The 16,945-nt window shown below is 67.3% G+C and carries 19 protein-coding genes; 15 read left to right on the top strand and 4 right to left on the bottom strand.

Going from position 1 to position 16,945, the window contains the following annotated elements:
• Position 1 precedes the first annotated feature (1 nt).
• Positions 2 to 808, top strand: coding sequence for an alpha/beta hydrolase (locus HB681_RS15290; RefSeq protein ID WP_213955690.1), 807 nt, complete (start codon positions 2 to 4; stop codon positions 806 to 808).
• Positions 809 to 820: 12 nt separating this feature from the next.
• Here the strand turns inward: HB681_RS15290 and HB681_RS15285 are convergent, their stop codons facing one another.
• Positions 821 to 1,003: a hypothetical protein gene (locus HB681_RS15285; protein ID WP_213955689.1), complete on the bottom strand. Its 183-nt coding sequence runs from the start codon at positions 1,001 to 1,003 to the stop codon at positions 821 to 823.
• Positions 1,004 to 1,326: 323 nt separating this feature from the next.
• Between HB681_RS15285 and HB681_RS15280 the strand changes: the two genes are divergently transcribed.
• From HB681_RS15280 to HB681_RS15235, 10 genes are read left to right on the top strand one after another with little or no spacing between them, the layout of a single operon-like run.
• Entirely contained in the window at positions 1,327 to 2,721 is a 1,395-nt protein-coding gene (locus HB681_RS15280) for an MFS transporter (RefSeq protein WP_213955688.1), read from the top strand.
• Positions 2,722 to 2,751: 30 nt separating this feature from the next.
• Complete coding sequence (pcaH, locus tag HB681_RS15275) at positions 2,752 to 3,495, top strand: protocatechuate 3,4-dioxygenase subunit beta (RefSeq protein ID WP_213955687.1); 744 nt, start codon at positions 2,752 to 2,754, stop codon at positions 3,493 to 3,495.
• Positions 3,492 to 4,118, top strand: a complete 627-nt coding sequence (gene pcaG / locus HB681_RS15270) for a protocatechuate 3,4-dioxygenase subunit alpha (RefSeq protein WP_213955686.1) — start codon at positions 3,492 to 3,494, stop codon at positions 4,116 to 4,118. Before pcaH ends, pcaG begins: the two co-directional genes overlap by 4 nt.
• Positions 4,119 to 4,150: 32 nt before the next feature.
• Positions 4,151 to 4,690: a carboxymuconolactone decarboxylase family protein gene (locus HB681_RS15265; RefSeq protein WP_213955685.1), complete on the top strand. Its 540-nt coding sequence runs from the start codon at positions 4,151 to 4,153 to the stop codon at positions 4,688 to 4,690.
• A 1-nt stretch (position 4,691) separates the two neighbouring features.
• Positions 4,692 to 6,335, top strand: a complete 1,644-nt coding sequence (locus HB681_RS15260; protein WP_213955684.1) for an acyl-CoA synthetase — start codon at positions 4,692 to 4,694, stop codon at positions 6,333 to 6,335.
• 8 nt (positions 6,336 to 6,343) lie between these two features.
• On the top strand, positions 6,344 to 7,126 hold the full coding sequence (locus HB681_RS15255) for an SDR family oxidoreductase (RefSeq protein ID WP_213955683.1): 783 nt from the start codon (positions 6,344 to 6,346) through the stop codon (positions 7,124 to 7,126).
• Between the two features lie 26 nt (positions 7,127 to 7,152).
• A complete protein-coding gene (locus HB681_RS15250; RefSeq protein WP_213955682.1) occupies positions 7,153 to 8,178 on the top strand; it encodes a poly(R)-hydroxyalkanoic acid synthase subunit PhaE in 1,026 nt (341 codons plus the stop codon).
• Entirely contained in the window at positions 8,175 to 9,314 is a 1,140-nt protein-coding gene (phaC, locus tag HB681_RS15245) for a class III poly(R)-hydroxyalkanoic acid synthase subunit PhaC (RefSeq protein WP_213955681.1), read from the top strand. Before HB681_RS15250 ends, phaC begins: the two co-directional genes overlap by 4 nt.
• The gene (locus HB681_RS15240) at positions 9,311 to 10,522 is read left to right on the top strand and encodes an acyl-CoA dehydrogenase (protein ID WP_213955680.1); all 1,212 of its coding nucleotides are present in this window, start codon (positions 9,311 to 9,313) and stop codon (positions 10,520 to 10,522) included. Before phaC ends, HB681_RS15240 begins: the two co-directional genes overlap by 4 nt.
• Positions 10,519 to 11,571: a phosphotransferase family protein gene (locus HB681_RS15235; protein ID WP_213955679.1), complete on the top strand. Its 1,053-nt coding sequence runs from the start codon at positions 10,519 to 10,521 to the stop codon at positions 11,569 to 11,571. The genes HB681_RS15240 and HB681_RS15235 overlap by 4 nt, the downstream gene beginning before the upstream one ends.
• A gap of 90 nt (positions 11,572 to 11,661) precedes the next feature.
• Here HB681_RS15235 and HB681_RS15230 read toward each other — a convergent pair whose 3' ends face one another.
• Genes HB681_RS15230 through HB681_RS15220 form a run of 3 tightly spaced genes read right to left on the bottom strand, consistent with a single transcriptional unit; the run spans position 11,662 to position 13,938 of the window.
• On the bottom strand, positions 11,662 to 12,327 hold the full coding sequence (locus tag HB681_RS15230) for an epimerase (RefSeq protein ID WP_213955678.1): 666 nt from the start codon (positions 12,325 to 12,327) through the stop codon (positions 11,662 to 11,664).
• Positions 12,328 to 12,330: 3 nt separating this feature from the next.
• A complete protein-coding gene (locus tag HB681_RS15225; RefSeq protein ID WP_213955677.1) occupies positions 12,331 to 12,699 on the bottom strand; it encodes a thioredoxin family protein in 369 nt (122 codons plus the stop codon).
• Between the two features lie 27 nt (positions 12,700 to 12,726).
• Positions 12,727 to 13,938 carry a YihY family inner membrane protein gene (locus HB681_RS15220; protein ID WP_213955676.1) on the bottom strand — a complete coding sequence of 404 codons (1,212 nt, stop codon included), beginning with the start codon at positions 13,936 to 13,938 and terminating at the stop codon, positions 12,727 to 12,729.
• Positions 13,939 to 14,072: 134 nt separating this feature from the next.
• Here HB681_RS15220 and HB681_RS15215 point away from each other — a divergent pair, with 134 nt between their 5' ends.
• Genes HB681_RS15215 through HB681_RS15200 form a run of 4 tightly spaced genes read left to right on the top strand, consistent with a single transcriptional unit; the run spans position 14,073 to position 16,940 of the window.
• Positions 14,073 to 14,477: a DUF2069 domain-containing protein gene (locus tag HB681_RS15215; protein WP_213955675.1), complete on the top strand. Its 405-nt coding sequence runs from the start codon at positions 14,073 to 14,075 to the stop codon at positions 14,475 to 14,477.
• Entirely contained in the window at positions 14,474 to 15,892 is a 1,419-nt protein-coding gene (locus HB681_RS15210) for an FAD-binding oxidoreductase (protein WP_213955674.1), read from the top strand. The genes HB681_RS15215 and HB681_RS15210 overlap by 4 nt, the downstream gene beginning before the upstream one ends.
• Positions 15,893 to 15,921: 29 nt before the next feature.
• A complete protein-coding gene (locus HB681_RS15205; protein ID WP_213955673.1) occupies positions 15,922 to 16,110 on the top strand; it encodes a type II toxin-antitoxin system CcdA family antitoxin in 189 nt (62 codons plus the stop codon).
• The gene (locus tag HB681_RS15200; protein WP_213955672.1) at positions 16,107 to 16,940 is read left to right on the top strand and encodes a thymidylate synthase; all 834 of its coding nucleotides are present in this window, start codon (positions 16,107 to 16,109) and stop codon (positions 16,938 to 16,940) included. Before HB681_RS15205 ends, HB681_RS15200 begins: the two co-directional genes overlap by 4 nt.
• Positions 16,941 to 16,945 lie beyond the last annotated feature (5 nt).

Raw genomic sequence — 16,945 nt, 5'->3', positions numbered from 1 at the left:
CATGAACTACACCGTCAACGGCCATACCACCTACTGCTACACCGGCGGCAAGTCCTTCGACGCAGCCAAGCCCACCGTCGTGTTCATCCACGGCGTGCTGAACGACCACAGCGTCTGGATCCTGCAGAGCCGATGGTTCGCCAACCACGGCTGGAACGTGCTGGCGCTCGACCTGCCGGGTCACTGCAGGAGCGAAGGCAAGCCGCCGGCGAGCGTGGAGGAGGCGGCAGGCTTCATGCTGGCGCTGCTCGACGCGGCGGGCGTCGACAAGGCGGCGCTGGTCGGCCACAGCTTCGGCTCGCTGATCGCGCTGGAGACCGCCGCGCGTGCGCCGCAACGCGTCTCGCACCTGGCGCTGGTCGGCACCGCCTGTCCGATGACGGTGTCGCCGGCCCTGCTGGACGGCGCGCTCAACGCGCCGCAGCGCGCCATCGACATGGTCAACACCTTCTCGCATTCGCTGCTGGCGCCGCCACCCTCCTCGCTCGGACCGGGCACCTGGCTGCAGGGCGGCTCGCGCGCCCTGATGCGGCGCGTGCTCGCGAGCAACCGCGAGGCCAATGTGTTCCACATTGGCTTCAAGGCCTGCAACGACTACGCGAACGGCGAGGCGGCGATGGCCGCGGTCACTTGCCCGGTGCTGTTCCTGCTCGGCGAGTCCGACCAGATGACGCCGCCGCGCGCCGCCAAGGCGCTGACGGCCAAGGCGCGCGGCGCGAAGGTGGTCACCGTGCCGGCCGGCCATGCGCTGATGACCGAGGCGCCCGATCAGACGCTGTTCGCGCTGAAGGATTTCCTGGGCGCCTGAGGACCGGCGCGGTCAGAGCGGCGGCCGCAGCGCCTGCGCCGTCTCGCTCAACGCAGGCACCAATTCCGCGATCACCGACTCGCGCGGCCAAGGCATGCAGCCAGCCGATGCACGGCAGGCACTTGCGACTTGGCTGTTGCAGGCCACCAGGCGCGCATCCGCGAGTGACGCCGATCGCCGGAACCGGTCAGTCATCCCCGGCTGCACCACGGGCGGCAAACAGGCCGCATCCAGGCAGGTTCTCGCCCAGCCGGAGAACCCACGAACCGAACCGACAGTTTGCTGCCGGCGGAGTTCGCCACGCGCTCGTACGAGCACAGCGATAGCGACAACCGGCACCGCGCGCCGGGCTCCAGACCGCTCATCGGCATTGGTAGAAACCATTAAAACGATCGTTCATCGTGCAAGGTGGTCGATGAGCGCCGTTGTGTCAAAGGCATTCGTTGCGACCCGCGGAGGGGCTGGATACCTTAGGGGGGCACCTCCAAACGTCAACAAATTCACACCGGAGACAACCGATGGCAAGCACCTCTTCCCACGATCCCCACGCCAGGAACCAAACCAGGAAAGCCACCGCCAGTGGCTGGATCGGCTCGGCGCTGGAGTACTACGACTTCTTCATCTACGCCACTGCGGCGTCGCTGATCTTTCCGCAGATCTTCTTCCCGAAGACCGATCCCAAGGTCGCGATCATCGCGTCGCTGGCCACCTACGGCGTGGGCTATGTGGCCCGCCCCATCGGCGCCTTCTTCCTCGGGCACTGGGGCGACACCCACGGCCGCAAGATGGTGCTGATCGTCTGCATGTTCCTCATGGGCTTCTCGACCGTGGCCGTGGGCCTGCTGCCGACCTATGACCAGGTCGGCCTGTGGGCGCCGGCGCTGCTCGTCGCGCTGCGCCTGATCCAGGGCTTCGCGGTGGCCGGGGAGATCTCCGGCGCCAGCTCGATGATCCTGGAGCACGCCCCGTTCGGGCGCCGCGGCTTCTTCGCCAGCTTCACGCTGCAAGGCGTGCAGGCCGGCCAGATCCTCGCGGCCGCGGTGTTCCTGCCGCTGGCGCACTTCATGGACAAGGACGCGTTCAACAGCTGGGGCTGGCGCATCCCGTTCCTGCTGAGCTTCATCGTGATCGTGGCCGGCTACATCATCCGCAAGGAAGTCGACGAGACGCCCGCCTTTGCCGAGGAAGGCGAGCACGGCGAACTGCCCAAGGCGCCCATCGTGCAGGCCGTCAAGGAAAGCTGGCGCGACATGCTGCGCGTGATGTGCTGCTCGCTGATGAACGTGATCCCGGTGGTGACCACCATCTTCGGCGCGGCCTACGCGGTGCAGCCGGGCTACGGCATCGGCTTCGCGGCGGACGTGTACCTGTGGATCCCCGTGATGGGCAACATCGTCGCGGTGCTGGTGATCCCCTTCGTCGGCAACCTGGCCGACAAGATCGGCCGGCGCATCCCGATCATGGTGGGTGCGATCGTCTCCGGCCTGCTGTCCTTCGGCTACCTCTACGCGATCAGCATCCACAGCGTGCCGATGGCGATCATCTTCTCGCTGCTGATGTGGGGCGTGGTCTACCAAGGCTACAACGCGGTGTTCCCGAGCTTCTATCCGGAGATGTTCCCGACCCGCACCCGTGTCTCGGGCATGGCGATCTCGCAGAACCTCGGCACGCTGGTGTCGGCCTTGCTGCCGGCGCTCTTCGTCAGCGTGGCGCCCCCCGGCGCGACCGGCATCCCGATGACCATCGGCGCCATCACCCTGGCCATCTGCGCGGTGGCTGCCATCGCGGCCTGGACCGCCCGCGAAACCTATCGCGTGCGCATGAACGACCTTGGCAACGCCGACGCGGTGCCCGTGCCCAAGGCCGAATACGACCGGCTGCGGGCGCAGGCCATCGCCAGCGCCAAGGCCTGACGCCAGAACCCGAACGACAAGGAGACAAAGATGACGCATGCCGCCGCACCCGGCGATGAATTCATGATGCGCGACACCACCTCGCATCCGCCCGCCTATTCCCCGCCCTACAAGACCAGCATCCTGCGCAGCCCGCGGAACGCGCTGATCTCGCTGCAGCAGTCGCTGACCGAAGTGACGGCCCCGGTGTTCCGCCCCGAGGAACTGGGCCCGCTCGACAACGACCTGATCATGAACGCCTCGAAGGACGGCCTGCCCATCGGCGAGCGCGTCATCGTGCACGGCTATGTGCGCGACCAGTACGGCCGGCCGGTGAAGAATGCGCTGGTCGAGGTGTGGCAGGCCAACGCGAGCGGTCGCTACCGTCACAAGAAGGACCAGTACATCGGCGCGCTGGATCCCAACTTCGGCGGCTGCGGCCGCATGCTGACCGACGCGAACGGCTACTACGCCTACCGCACCATCCGCCCCGGCCCCTACCCGTGGCGCAACCGGGTCAACGACTGGCGGCCGGCCCACATCCACTACGCCATCTCCGGCGACGGCTGGGTGCAGCGCCTCATCACGCAGATGTACTTCGAGGGCGACCCGCTGATCTGGAGCTGCCCGATCCTGGGCATCGTGCCGAGCGAGGAACAGATCCGCGGCCTGATCGCGATGCAGGACACCAGCGCCTTCGTGCCGCTCGACAGCCGCGCCTACCGCTTCGACATCATCCTGCGCGGCCACCGTGCCACGCTGTTCGAGAACTTCGTGCAAGGAGCCAAGGCATGAACACCACCAAGCTGCTGCGCGAGACCGCTTCCCAGACAGCCGGGCCCTATGTGCACATCGGCCTGGCACCGAACCAGGCCGGCTTCGACATCTTCGAGAAGAACTTCGGCAACGTGCTGGTGACGCCCGAGACGAAGGGCGAGCGCATCCGCATCGAGGGCACGGTGTACGACGGCTCGGGCACGCCGGTGCGCGACGTGCTGATCGAATGCTGGCAGGCCAACGCCGACGGCGCGTACAACCATCCCGCAGACCGGCAGGCCGGCAAGTCGGTCGACCCATCCTTCCGTGGCTGGGGGCGCGCGTGCAGCGACTTCGACACGGGCATCTACAGCTTCGAGACGATCAAGCCCGGCGTGGTGGAAGGCCGCAAGGGCCGGCCGATGGCGCCGCACATCGCCTTGTGGATCGTCGCACGCGGCATCAACCTGGGCCTGCACACGCGGCTCTACTTCAGCGACGAAGCCGAGGCCAATGCCAGGGACCCGGTGCTGAACCTCATCGAATGGGAAGTGCGCCGCAAGACCCTGATCGCGCAGCGCGAGACGCGCGACGGCCAGGTGGTCTACCGCTTCGACATCCGCTTGCAAGGCGACGGCGAAACCGTCTTCTTCGACATCTGACTCTTCACGAATCCAACACCAGGAGACACCCTGTGCCCAACATCGAATACTGCAACGTCGACGACCCCGAAGTCGCCGAACTGGCCGCCACCATCCGCAAGCGCCGCTCCAGCGGCAAGCTGCTCAACCTGGACCGCATGCTGCTGCACAGCCCGGCCTTCGCCCGCGGCTGGAACGAGATGTTCGCAGCCATCCGCAACCAGCTGCAGGTGCCACGCCATATCAACGAACTGGCGATCTGCGCGGTCGCGCGGCTCAACAACGCGGACTACGAATGGATCCAGCACGCGCCCGAGTTCCTGGCCGCCAACGGCACGCAGGCGCAGCTCGATGCGCTCGACGACGTCACCGCCGCCTGCTACGACACTGCCCTCTTCAACGAGCACGAGCGCGTGGCCCTGCGGCTGACGCTGGACATGACGCGCCAGGTCAAGGTGCGCAAGGAGATCATCGAGAAGGCGCGCGTGCTGTTCGGCGAGCAACAGTTGGTGGAGCTGATGGGCACCATCGCGGGCTACAACATGGTGTCGCGCTTCCTGGTCGTGCTGGACATCGACGCGGCCGGGGAGTGACATGATCTCCTCCAACCAAGACGACGGCCTGCTCCGTCGCGAGGCGAACTACGTCCCGCTGTCGCCGCTGAGCTTCCTGGAGCGCGCCGCCAAGGTCTATCCGAACAAGACGGCGGTGGTGCATGGCGACTGGCGCATCAGCTATGCCGAGCTGTATGCGCGCTGCAGGCGCTTTGCATCGGCGCTGACCAAGGCCGGTGTCGGCCTCGGCGACACGGTGGCGATCATGGCGCCCAACGTCCCGGCGCTGCTCGAGGCGCACTACGGCGTGCCGATGGCGGGCGCCATCCTCAACACGATCAACACGCGGCTCGATGGGCCGGCGATCGGCTTCGGCCTGAAGCACAGCCGGGCCAAGGTGCTGATCGCGGACCGCGACTACGTGAAGCCGATGCGCGAGGCGTTGCAGGGGCTGGAATCGCCGCCGCTGGTGATCGACATCGTCGACGTCGCCACCGGCAAGGACGGCCATGGGGATTCGATGGCGATCGGCAAGGTCGACTACGAGTCCTTCCTCGAACAGGGCGATCCGGATTTCGAATGGAAGCTGCCGACCGACGAGTGGCAATCCATCGCGCTCAACTACACCTCGGGCACCACCGGCGACCCGAAGGGCGTGATGTACCACCACCGTGGCGCGTACCTCAACGCGATGGGCAATGCGCTGGCCTTCGGCTTGACGCCCGACACGGCCTACCTCTGGACGCTGCCGATGTTCCACTGCAACGGGTGGACCTACACCTGGGCCGTGACGCTGGTCGGCGGCACGCACGTGTGCCTGCGCACGGTCGACCCGGCGCGGATCTTCGAGTTGATCGGCAGCGAGCGCATCACGCACCTGTGCGCCGCGCCGATCGTGCTCAACATGCTGCTGCACTCGCCGACCCTGCCGAAGGACCCGTACGCCCACCGCGTGGAAGTCGCGACCGGCGGCGCCGCGCCGCCGAGCGCGGTGATCGAGGCGATGGAACGCATCGGCTTCAAGATCACGCACCTCTACGGCCTGACCGAGACCTACGGCCCTGCCACGCTGTGCGCCTGGCAGCACGACTGGGACGGCCTCGACCTGACCGCGCGTTCGGCCAAGATGGCGCGCCAGGGCGTCGCGATGCCGACGCAGCAGGAGATCGCCGTGCTCGACATCGAGACCGGCGCCCGTGCACCCTCTGATGGCAAAACGGTCGGCGAGATCGCGATCCGCGGCAACACGGTGATGAAGGGCTACCTGAACAATCCGGCCGCCACCGAGGAAGCGTTCAAGGGCGGCTGGTTCCGCTCCGGCGACCTGGCCGTCATGCACCCCGACGGCTACATCGAGATCAAGGACCGGCTGAAGGACATCATCATCTCCGGCGGCGAGAACATCTCGACGCTGGAAGTGGAGGAAGTGCTCTACCGGCATCCCAAGGTCATGGATGCGGCGGTGGTGGCCAAGCCCGACGAGAAGTGGGGCGAGACGCCCTGCGCCTTCGTCACGCTCCGGGCCGACGCCGGGGAAGTGAGCGCGGAGGAAATCATCAAGTGGTGCCGCGCCAGCCTGGCGGGATTCAAATGCCCGAAGAACGTGGTGTTCGGCGAGTTGCCGAAGACGGCGACGGGCAAGGTCCAGAAGAACGTGCTGCGCGAGCAAGCCGCACTGCTGTGAGCACCGCCATGACACAAGGCATCGAGAACATGTTCCGCGTCGACGGCCAGCGCGCGCTGGTGACGGGCGCGTCGAGCGGGCTCGGCCGCCGCTTCGCACTCACGCTGGCGAAGGCCGGGGCTGAACTGGTCGTCGTCGCGCGGCGCGCCGACAAGCTCGGCGCGCTGGTGGAAGAGGTGCAGGCGCTCGGCGGCAAATGCATCGCGCTGAGCCTGGACGTGACCAGCGGCGCCAGCATCGTCGCCTGCTTCGACGAACTCGAACGCGCCTGCGGCGGCCCCGCCGACATCGTGGTCAACAACGCGGGCGTGACGGTCACCAAGTCGCTGCTGCAGCACACCGAGGAGGACTGGGATTCCGTGGTCGGCACCAACCTCAAGGGCGGCTGGATGGTCGCGCAGGAAGCGGCGCGCCGGATGGTCGCCGCGAAGAAGGCCGGCCGCATCGTCAACATCGCGTCCATCCTCGGTGAGCGCGTGGCGGGCGGCGTCGCGCCCTATGCGATCTCCAAGGCCGGCGTGGTGCAGGCGACCAAGGCGATGGCGCTCGAACTGGCCCGCTACGACATTCGCGTCAACGCGATCCTTCCGGGCTACGTGGTCACCGACCTGAACCGCGACTTCCTCCAGAGCGAGGCCGGCGACAAGCTGCGCGCACGCATCCCGACACGCCGCTTCGGCCAACTCGAAGACCTGGACGGCCCGCTCCTGTTGCTGGCCAGCCCGGCCGGCTCCCACATGACCGGCGCGGTACTCGCGGTGGACGGCGGGCACCTGGTCAGCTCGCTTTGAAACTCCCCGTACAAGAAAGCACCTACATGAACGCCGAAAACAACAACGATGCACGCAACGAATCCGGCCGGCTCTTCGAGTGGTGGCGCGGCCAGATCGCCAACCTGGCCGGCATCGCCATGCCCAAGGGCGAAGCCGCGGCCGTGGACGGCGCCGGCCTGCCCTTCCCGGTCGGGCAGGTGGCGCAGGCACTGCAGCTCACGCAGCAACTGATCGGCCCGCTCTACCAGGGCTATGTCCAGGCGCTGCTCGCGAACCCCGACCCGGGCGAGGCCTTCATCTCGCTGCAGGACATGCTGCGCCGGCAGATGCAGGGCATCGCGGATGCACTGGTCGTGGTGGCGCCGGGCCTGCAGTCCGCCCGGACCCTGCTGACGGACGGCTGGGGCTCGATCTCGGCGCCGATGGAAGTGCTCGGCCAGGCGCTCGCGCCCTTGTCGCTCAACCTGGAGCGCGCCTACGGCGGCCTGGCCGATGCCTTCGGGCTGGCGCCGACGCGCGAGCTGCAGGGCGCGGCGCGCGAACTGGCAGCCGCCTCGCTCGGCAAGCAGCAGGCGCAGGCGCAGTACATGAGCATCGTCGTGGCCGCGTTGGCCAAGGGCAACGACATGCTGTTGAAGGACCTTCGCGCGATGGGCGAACGTGGCGAGTCGGTCGACTCGCTGCTGAAGCTGGTGCGGCTCTGGGCCCGTGCGCTCGATCAGTCCATGCACGGCGCGATGCAGGGCCCCGATGCGCTCGCGGCCTCCGCCGACCTGGTGCGGGCACGCGCGCGCACACGGCAGCAGAAGCAGCGCATCGTCGCCATCGCCAGCGAGGCGCTGAACATCCCGACGCGCGCGGAAGTCGACGACGCCTACCGCGAGATCCAGGAACTCAAGCGCCAGGTGCGCCGCCTGCGCAAGCCGGTCGCATCAGCGCCAGCCGCCGTCGCGGAACTGGCGGCTCCCAGGCCAAAGCCCAAGCCCAGCCCCAGGCCTGCGGCCAAGCGCACGCGATCCCTCCCCGCCGCTGCCAAGCGCATCCCATCTTCGAAGGGCAAGAAAGCATGACCGCCACCCCCACCGCCACGCTGCCGATCCGCCTCACCCCCGAAGGCGTCATGAAGGAACTGCAACGCGTCACCGAGAACATCACGCGCGGCAGCCAGCGCCTGGCTTCCTACACCGAGGACCAGCTAGCCATCGCGACCACCCCCAAGGACGAGGTCTGGCGGCAGGACACGGTGCGCCTCTACCGCTACCGCCCCATCGTCGACAAGCCGATGGGCCCGCCGATCCTGCTGGCCTACGCGCTGGTCGGCCGCTACCAGATGATCGACCTGGAGCCGGACCGCTCCTTCGTGCGCAAGCTGCTCGCCGAAGGGCTCGATGTCTACGTCGTCGACTGGGGCCATCCCACGCGCGCGCAGCGCTGGCTCACCATCGACGACTACGTCTCGGGCTACCTGGACGATTGCGTCGACGTGATCCGCGAGCGCCACGGCGTCGACCAGATCAACCTGCTGGGCGTCTGCCAGGGCGGCGTGTTCTGCACCTGCTATGCGGCGCTTTTCCCGGAAAAGATCAAGAACCTCGTCATCACCGTGACGCCGCTGGACTTCCACGGCGACAAGGCCCTGCCGCCCGAGCCGGGCTCCGGCTACATGAACCTGTGGGCGCGCGCGCTGCAGCCAGAGGACATCGACCTGATGGTGGAGACGATGGGCGTCGCGCCGGGCGCGGCGGTCGGCTTGTCCTTCCTGATGATGAGCCCGGTGCTCAACATGACGAAGTACACGACCGAGCTGGTCGATATCCTCGACGACGAGGCCAAGATGCTCGGCTTCCTGCACATGGAACGCTGGATCGCCGACCGGCCGGGGCACCCCGGCGAGGTCCTGCGCCAATGGTTCAAGGACCTCTACCAGGAGAACAAGCTGATCCGCAACGAACTGGTGCTGGGGGACAGGCGCGTGGACCTGAACAACATCCGCATGCCCGTGCTCAATGTCTACGCGCAGGGCGACGTGGTCGTGCCGACCTGCTGCTCCAGCGACATGGGGGACAAGTTCGGCACCAAGGACTACAGCGAGCTGTCGGTGCCTGGCGGCCACATCGGCACCTTCGTGGGCGGCAAGGCGCAGAAGGTGCTGGCGCCGTCGATTGCCAAGTGGCTCAAGGAACGCAACGAGGACGCAGACGCATGACGACGCAACCCCCGACCCCCATCGGCCATCTCCCGACGGAGCGCGCCCACGCCATCGGCAAGCGCGTCGAGGCCTTCGTCCGCGATGTCGTGATTCCCTACGAGCGCGATCCGCGCTGCGGGCCCCACGGCCCGAGCGAAGACCTGGTGCGGGAGTTGCGCGCCAAGGCCCGCGAGGCCGGCGTGCTCACGCCGCACATCCTCGACGACGGTGACCACCTCTCGCAGCTGGAGACGGCCCATGTACTGCGCTTCAGCGGCCTCTCGACGCTGGGCCCCACGGCCGTCAACACGGCCGCGCCCGACGAGGGCAACATGTTCCTGCTGGGCAAGGTCGCATCGCCCGCCCAGAAGAAGCGATTTCTCGACAAGCTGGTCAGCGGCGAGGCGCGCTCCGCGTTCTTCATGACGGAGCCGGCCGACGAAGGCGGTGCGGGCTCGGACCCGTCGATGCTGCAGACCACCGCGGTGCGCGATGGCGACGGCTGGGTCATCAATGGGCGCAAGGCCTTCATCACCGGCGCGGTCGGAGCCTCCGTGGGCATCGTCATGGCGCGCACCAGCACCGGCGACAAGACGACCGCTACCATGTTCCTGGTCGACCTGCCGCATCCGGCGATCCGCGTCGAACGCGTGCTCGACACCATCGACAGTTCGATGCCCGGCGGCCATTCGGTCGTCCTCATCGACGGCCTGAAGGTCGCCGACGACCAGGTGCTCGGCCAGGTGGACGAAGGCTTCCGCTACGCGCAGATCCGGCTGTCTCCCGCACGCCTGTCGCACTGCATGCGCTGGCTCGGCGCGTGCGTGCGCTCGCAGGAGATCGCCACCGCGTACGCGGTGCGGCGCAAGGCCTTCGGCAAGCTGCTGGTCGATCACGAGGGCGTCGGCTTCATGCTCGCGGAAAACATGATCGACCTGAAGCAGGCCGAGCTGATGATCGACTGGTGCGCCACGGTGCTCGACTCCGGCTCGCTCGGCACCACCGAAAGCTCGATGACCAAGGTGGCCGTCGCCGACCTGCTGTTCCGCATCGCCGACCGTTGCGTGCAGGTGATGGGCGGCACCGGCGTCTCGCGCGACAGCATCGTGGAGCAGGTGTTCCGCGAAGTGCGCGCCTTCCGCATCTACGACGGCCCGACCGAGGTGCACAAGTGGTCGCTGGCCAAGAAGATCAAGCGCGATGCGCTCGGAAAGGGCCACGCATGAGCGAGAGCAACACGAGCGCTCCGCCCCTCGCGCAACAGGACCTGACCGGGGAAAACCTCGCGCAATGGATGACGGCGAATGTCGACGGCTTCAAGGGGCCGATCTCGGCCGAACGCTTTGCCGGCGGCCAGTCCAATCCCACCTACAAGCTCACGACGCCGACGCGCTCCTACGTGCTGCGGCGCAAGCCCTCCGGTCACCTGCTCAAGGGCGCCCATGCGGTCGAGCGCGAGGCCTGCGTCATCGGCGCGCTGCACGGCGCGGGCTTTCCGGTGCCAAGGGTCTACGGGCTGTGCCAGGACGATGCGGTGATCGGCAGCTGGTTCTACGTCATGGAGATGATGGAGGGACGGATCATCTGGGACGCGACGCTGTCGAAGCTGCCGGCAGCCGAGCGCGCCGCGTACTTCGATGCGATGAACGCGACGCTGGCGCAACTGCATTGCATCGACTACGCCAGCATCGGACTCGGCGACTATGGCCGTCCCGGCGCGTACGTGGAGCGCCAGGTCAAGCGCTGGTCGAAGCAGTACTTCGAGGACGAGGCGGCAGGTCGCAATGCGCACATGGACCTGCTGGTCGAATGGCTGCCGAAGAACATTCCGGCCGGCGACGAGACCTCCATCGTCCACGGCGACTACCGCATCGACAACCTGATGTTCCATCCGACCGAGCCGCGCGTCATCGCCGTGCTCGACTGGGAGCTTTCCACGCTGGGCCATCCGCTGGCCGACTTCGCCTACCACGCCATGATGTACCGCATGCCGCCGGACATCCTGGGCGGCATCATGGGCGTGGACCTGGCGGCCTCGCGCCTCCCGGATGAGGCAGCGTATGTACGGGCCTACTGCGAGCGCACGGGGCGCGATGGCATCGGCGACCTGGACTTCTACGTCGCCTTCAACATGTTCCGCTTCGCCGCCATCCTGCACGGCATCCGCGGACGCGTGCTGCGCGGCACGGCGTCGAGCCCGGAGGCGGTGGCGCTGTCGTCGAAATTCGAACGGGTGGCGGAGCTGGCCTGGGGGGAAGCCACGAAGACCGCGTGAGCGGGTGCAATTTGAAGCTGGCAGGCGCTCGGCCCCTTCAGGTCCTTGCGCGGCAAAACAATGCAGGAGCTTCGGCCACCGGCCGGGTTCTCAAGCCCCGAGCCGATTGATGTCCGCCATCTCCACGAACGGGGACGGCGCGCCGCGCCTGGCCACCGCCAGCATCGCGCGCCCGACCTTCTCGCTCGTCGTCACCGAGTTGGGCGCGACCGCCCCGAACACCCGGAACAGCGGCCCGGTCAGGTTGTAGATGCCCTGGTACAGCGGCGTCTTCGAACGCACACCATGCAGGGGCTGGATGATGCCGGGCCGGAACATGTAGGCCGCCTTGAACGGCAGCTTCAGCAAGGCGTTCTCGGTCGCGCCCTTGACCCGCGCCCACATCACCGGCCCGCGCTCGCTGCTGTCGCAACCGGCGCCTGTCACGAAGGTGAAGGTCATCTTCGGATTGAGCCGCGCCAGCACGGTTGCGGCGGCCATAGGCAGGTCGTAGCTCAGCCGGCGGTAGTCGGCCTCCTTCATGCCCACGGACGAAACACCCAGGCAGAAGAAGCAGGCGTCGAAGCCCTTGAGCTTCGATTCGACCGCCGCGTAGTCGTAGAAGTCGCTGACGATCAATTCGCCGAGCTTGGGGTCGGACTTGCCGAGTGAACTCCGCCCGACCGCCACCACGCGCTTCACGTCGGGGTCGAGCAGGCATTCACGCAACACACCCTGGCCAACCATGCCGCTGGCGCCGAAAAGCAGGACTTTCATGGATCAGATCTCGAATTGTTCGGGGGCCTGGCGCAGCGCGGCCAGCAGCGTGCCCACTTCGGGGTCGGCGGCACGGGCCGGCTGCAGCGACGCGAGCATGCGCGAGAGCGTCTCGGCATGCGGCAGGATCGGCCCGACGAAATGGGTGCCTTGCCCGCCTGCGACGAGGAGGGTCGGAAAGGTCTCCACGTCAAAGTCGTCGGCAATGTCGGCATGGTCCTCAATGTCGACCCAGGCAAAGCGCATGGAAGGATGGGCCTTGGCCACCTGCTCGAACAGCGGGCGGTATTCGCGGCAGGCCCCGCACCATTCGGCGCAAAGGCACACCACCCAGAGGGCGTCATCGGCGGGGGATTGGAGTACTGCGTTCAAGGAAGCGGGATTATCAGTCGGGTGGAATTACAGCGCATCGCGCAGGCGCAACTCCGCGAGCGGGGCTTTTTGCCAGACCGGCTGCAGGCTCTGCGCCGGCGGCAGCAGCAGGCGCCCGACCAGCGGGGCCAGCGACGTGCTGTCGGGATCGGCCAGCAGCACGAAGCGCGGATCGTCGTTGCCGGGCGCTTCGGCCAGCGGCGCGATCCAGTCCATCGCGACCAGCGTCTCCAGCACCGGCGCAAGCTGGAGCGAGTCGACCCGCAAGCGCTGCACCAGCGCCGCGCCGCCGAGTCCGCGCGCCGCTGTCGACTGGGCGGCGTGCAGGTTCTGCAGCACTTCGAGCGCCAGCTGGAAGCGCCAGCCGGCCACGTTGCCGCGGCGCGCCACGCCCGTCATCAGGCTCGGCAGGTAGGCCGCGATGACCGCGCCGAGCAGCACGATCACCCAGGCGATGTAGATCCAGATCAGCAGGATGGGCAGGATCGCGAACGCACCGTAGATCACCGAATACGAGGGCATCAGGCTCAGGTAGAAGGCCAGGCCGCGCTTGGCGATGTCGATGGCAACCGCCACGAAAAGACTTCCCGCCCAGGCGTGCGCCCACTTGACGTGGGTGTTGGGCACGAAGCGGTACAGCGTGGCGAGGGCGCCCGCCACCAGGATGAATTCGACCGCGTCGAACAGCGTCTTGAGGAGGGCGATGCCTCCCTGTCCGCCGCCCCACGCCGCGAACGCCCAGCCCGTGGTGGTGATGCTGACCGCCAGCATCACCGGACCGAGCGTGATCGCGCACCAGTAGATCAGCACGCGCTGCGCCAGCGGGCGCGGCGTGCGCACACGCCAGATGTTGTTGAGCGTCTTGTCGATGGTGAGGATCAATGCGACGGCGGTGAACACCAGCACCACCAGCCCGGCAATGCCCAACCCGCTCGCCTTGCTCGAGAACTGGTTCAGGTAGTCCAGCACCTGGCGCGCAATGTTGTCGGGGATCAGGCTCTCGACCAGCCAGCGCTGGAGGCGTCCGCGCATGTACGCGAACATCGGGAACACCGTGAACAAGGCCAGCGCCACGGTGAAGAATGGCACCAGCGCAATGATGGTGGTGAAGGTGAGGCTGCTGGCCGTCAAGCCGAGCCGGTCTTCGCGAAATCGCTTTCCGAGAACGGCGGCGGTGTTGCGCCAGGGAAATTGCGAGAGATCGTGCAGCCACTGCCGGGAATTCATGCCCGGTATCATAGGTTCACCCCCCGGGCCGCCCGGCACTGCGAGTCGCGCCGCCACCCCCTCGGCGGGGCAGCACCAGCGGCCGCGCGAAGCCGATTCTTCGCGGTGTTCCTGGAAGGGGTCCTGCCACCTGCAAGCTTTCCGTTTTGACAACCACCGCAACGCCCTCTTCTTCCGTCGCCCTGACCCGTATCCTGGCCGTGGGCAGCCTGGTCGGCCTGATCGTGCTCGGCCTTGTGTGGGAGATGTGGCTCGCGCCCGTGCGGCCCGGCGGTTCCTGGCTGGCGCTCAAGGTGCTGCCGCTGATCGTGCCGCTGGCCGGGCTCCTGAAGAACCGCATGTACACCTATCGCTGGGTCAGCCTCATGGTCTGGCTCTATTTCACCGAAGGCGTGGTGCGCGCCTGGAGCGACGTGCTGCCGCTGAGCCGCGCGCTCGCGCTGCTGGAAGTGGTCTTGTGCCTCGTCCTCTTCGTCGCCTGCGCCTTTCACGTGCGGCTGCGCCTGCGCAACGCCGCGGCGCAACACCCCACCGGGACTGCCTCCTCATGACCGATTTGCTGGACCAACTGCGCGTCATCGTCGGCGCCCCCAACGTGCTCACCGAAGGCGACCTCACCGCCTACGAGCAGGACTGGCGCAAGCGCGACCGCGGCAAGGCGCTGGCCGTGGTGCGGCCGGGCAGCACGCAGCAGGTGGCCGGGGTCGTCCAGGCCTGCGCGGCTGCCGGCACCTCGCTGGTGCCGCAGGGCGGCAACACCGGGCTCGCGGTCGGCTCGACGCCGGACGCGAGCGGCAGGCAGGTCGTGCTGAGCCTGCAGCGCATGAACGCGGTGCGCGAGATCGACGGCGCCAACATGACCGTGACGGTGGAGGCCGGTTGCGTGCTGCAGTCGCTGCAGGAGGCGGCCGAAAAGGCGGGCTACCTGTTCCCGCTGAGTCTCGCGGCCGAAGGCAGTTGCACCATCGGCGGCAACCTCGCCACCAACGCCGGCGGCACGCAGGTCGTGCGCTACGGCAACACGCGCGACCTGTGCCTCGGCCTCGAAGTGGTCACGCCGCAGGGCGAGATCTGGGAGGGCACGAATGGCCTTCGCAAGGACAACACCGGCTACGACCTGCGCGACCTCCTGATCGGCAGTGAAGGCACGCTCGGCATCATCACCGCCGCGACGATGAAGCTCTATCCGATGCCCGCGGCGCAACTCACCGCATGGGCCGCCGTGCCGTCACTGGACCATGCGGTCACGCTGCTGGGCCTCGCGCACCAATACCTGGGCGCGGGCCTGACCGGCTTCGAGGTGATGGGCCAGTTCGCGTTGAGCCTGGTGGTGAAGCACTTTCCCGCGATGCGTGTGCCCTTCGCAGGCGACGCTTCGGCGCCCTACTGCGTCCTGCTGGAGAACTCCGACAGCGAATCCGAAGACCATGCCCGCACGCGCTTCGAGGCGCTGATGGAAAAGGCCTTCGAAGACGGCTGCATCACCGATGCCGTGGTGGCCGAGAACCTCACGCAGGCGCACCAGCTCTGGCACATCCGCGAAAGCATCCCGCTGGCGCAGGCCGAAGAAGGCCTGAACATCAAGCACGACATCTCGATTGCCGTGTCGCGCATCCCGGCCTTCGTCGCCGCCACGGACGCGCTGCTCCAGCGCGAGATCCCGGGCGTGCGGCTGGTCAACTTCGGCCACCTCGGCGACGGCAACCTGCACTACAACGTGCAGGCGCCGGCCGATGGCGATTCGAAGGCTTTCCTGAACAACGAGGAAGCGCGCGTGAACACGCTGGTGTACGACGCGGTGGAACAGTTCGGCGGCTCCTTCTCGGCCGAGCATGGCATCGGCGCGCTCAAGGTCGACAAGCTGGAGAAGCACAAGTCCCCGGTCGCGCTCGGCATGATGCGCGCCATCAAGCGCGGGCTTGATCCGCAGAACATCCTGAATCCGGGGCGAGTGCTGCGGGCTTGACCGCAAACCCGCCTGTATTCTTCGACCTCATGCACGACTTCGAAAACGCGCCGCACGAAGAGATCGAGCTCCAGCTCAACAGCAAGGTGCTCGAAATGGCCGAGCACCTTGGCCTGGATCTCTCCCGGACAGTCAACGATTTGCTGACCGCGGAAGTTGTCGCCATCCACAACGCCCGCACTTCCAGGGACGGGCGGCCACCCGCCCAACCGATATGACCCCCCGCCCCATCCGCTCCCAATACGAAGACTTCATGCGCCACGTCGACACGCACGGCGTGTTCAAGGCCGACCGCACCGGCACCGGCACCAGGAGCGTGTTCGGCTACCAGATGCGCTTCGACCTGAACGAAGGCTTTCCGCTGGTCACCACGAAGAAGGTGCACCTGAGGTCCATCATCCAGGAACTGCTGTGGTTCCTCACCGGCTCCAGCAACAACAACTGGCTGAAGGAGCGCGACGTCACGATCTGGGACGAATGGGCGCGCGAGGACGGCGACCTGGGCCCGGTCTACGGCGTGCAATGGCGCAGTTGGCCCACGCCCGACGGCGGCCACATCGACCAGATCAGCGACGTCATCAAGACGCTCAGGAGCAACCCTGATTCGCGCCGCATCATCGTGAGCGCCTGGAACGTGGCGGAGCTGTCGAAGATGGCGCTGATGCCCTGCCATGCCTTCTTCCAGTTCTACGTGGCGCCGCCGCAGGCCGAGGGCGAGCGCGGCAAGCTGAGCTGCCAGCTCTACCAGCGCAGCGCCGACATCTTCCTCGGCGTGCCCTTCAACATCGCGAGCTACGCGCTGCTGACGCACATGGTGGCGCAGCAGTGCGACCTGGACGTGGGCGACTTCATCTGGACCGGCGGCGACTGCCACATCTACACCAACCATGCCGAACAGGTCGCGCTGCAATTGGGCCGTACGCCGCACCCGTACCCCACGCTGCACATCAAGCGCAAGCCGGCATCGATCTTCGACTACCAGTACGAGGACTTCGAGGTGCTGGACTACCAGCATCATGCGGCGATCAAGGCGCCGGTCGCGGTCTGAGAACA

Source organism: Variovorax sp. dw_954 (genome assembly GCF_018449755.1).
GTDB lineage: Bacteria > Pseudomonadota > Gammaproteobacteria > Burkholderiales > Burkholderiaceae_C > Variovorax.
The sequence above is the reverse complement of the archived record's forward strand: the minus strand, read 5'-3'. Positions and strand labels throughout refer to the sequence as shown.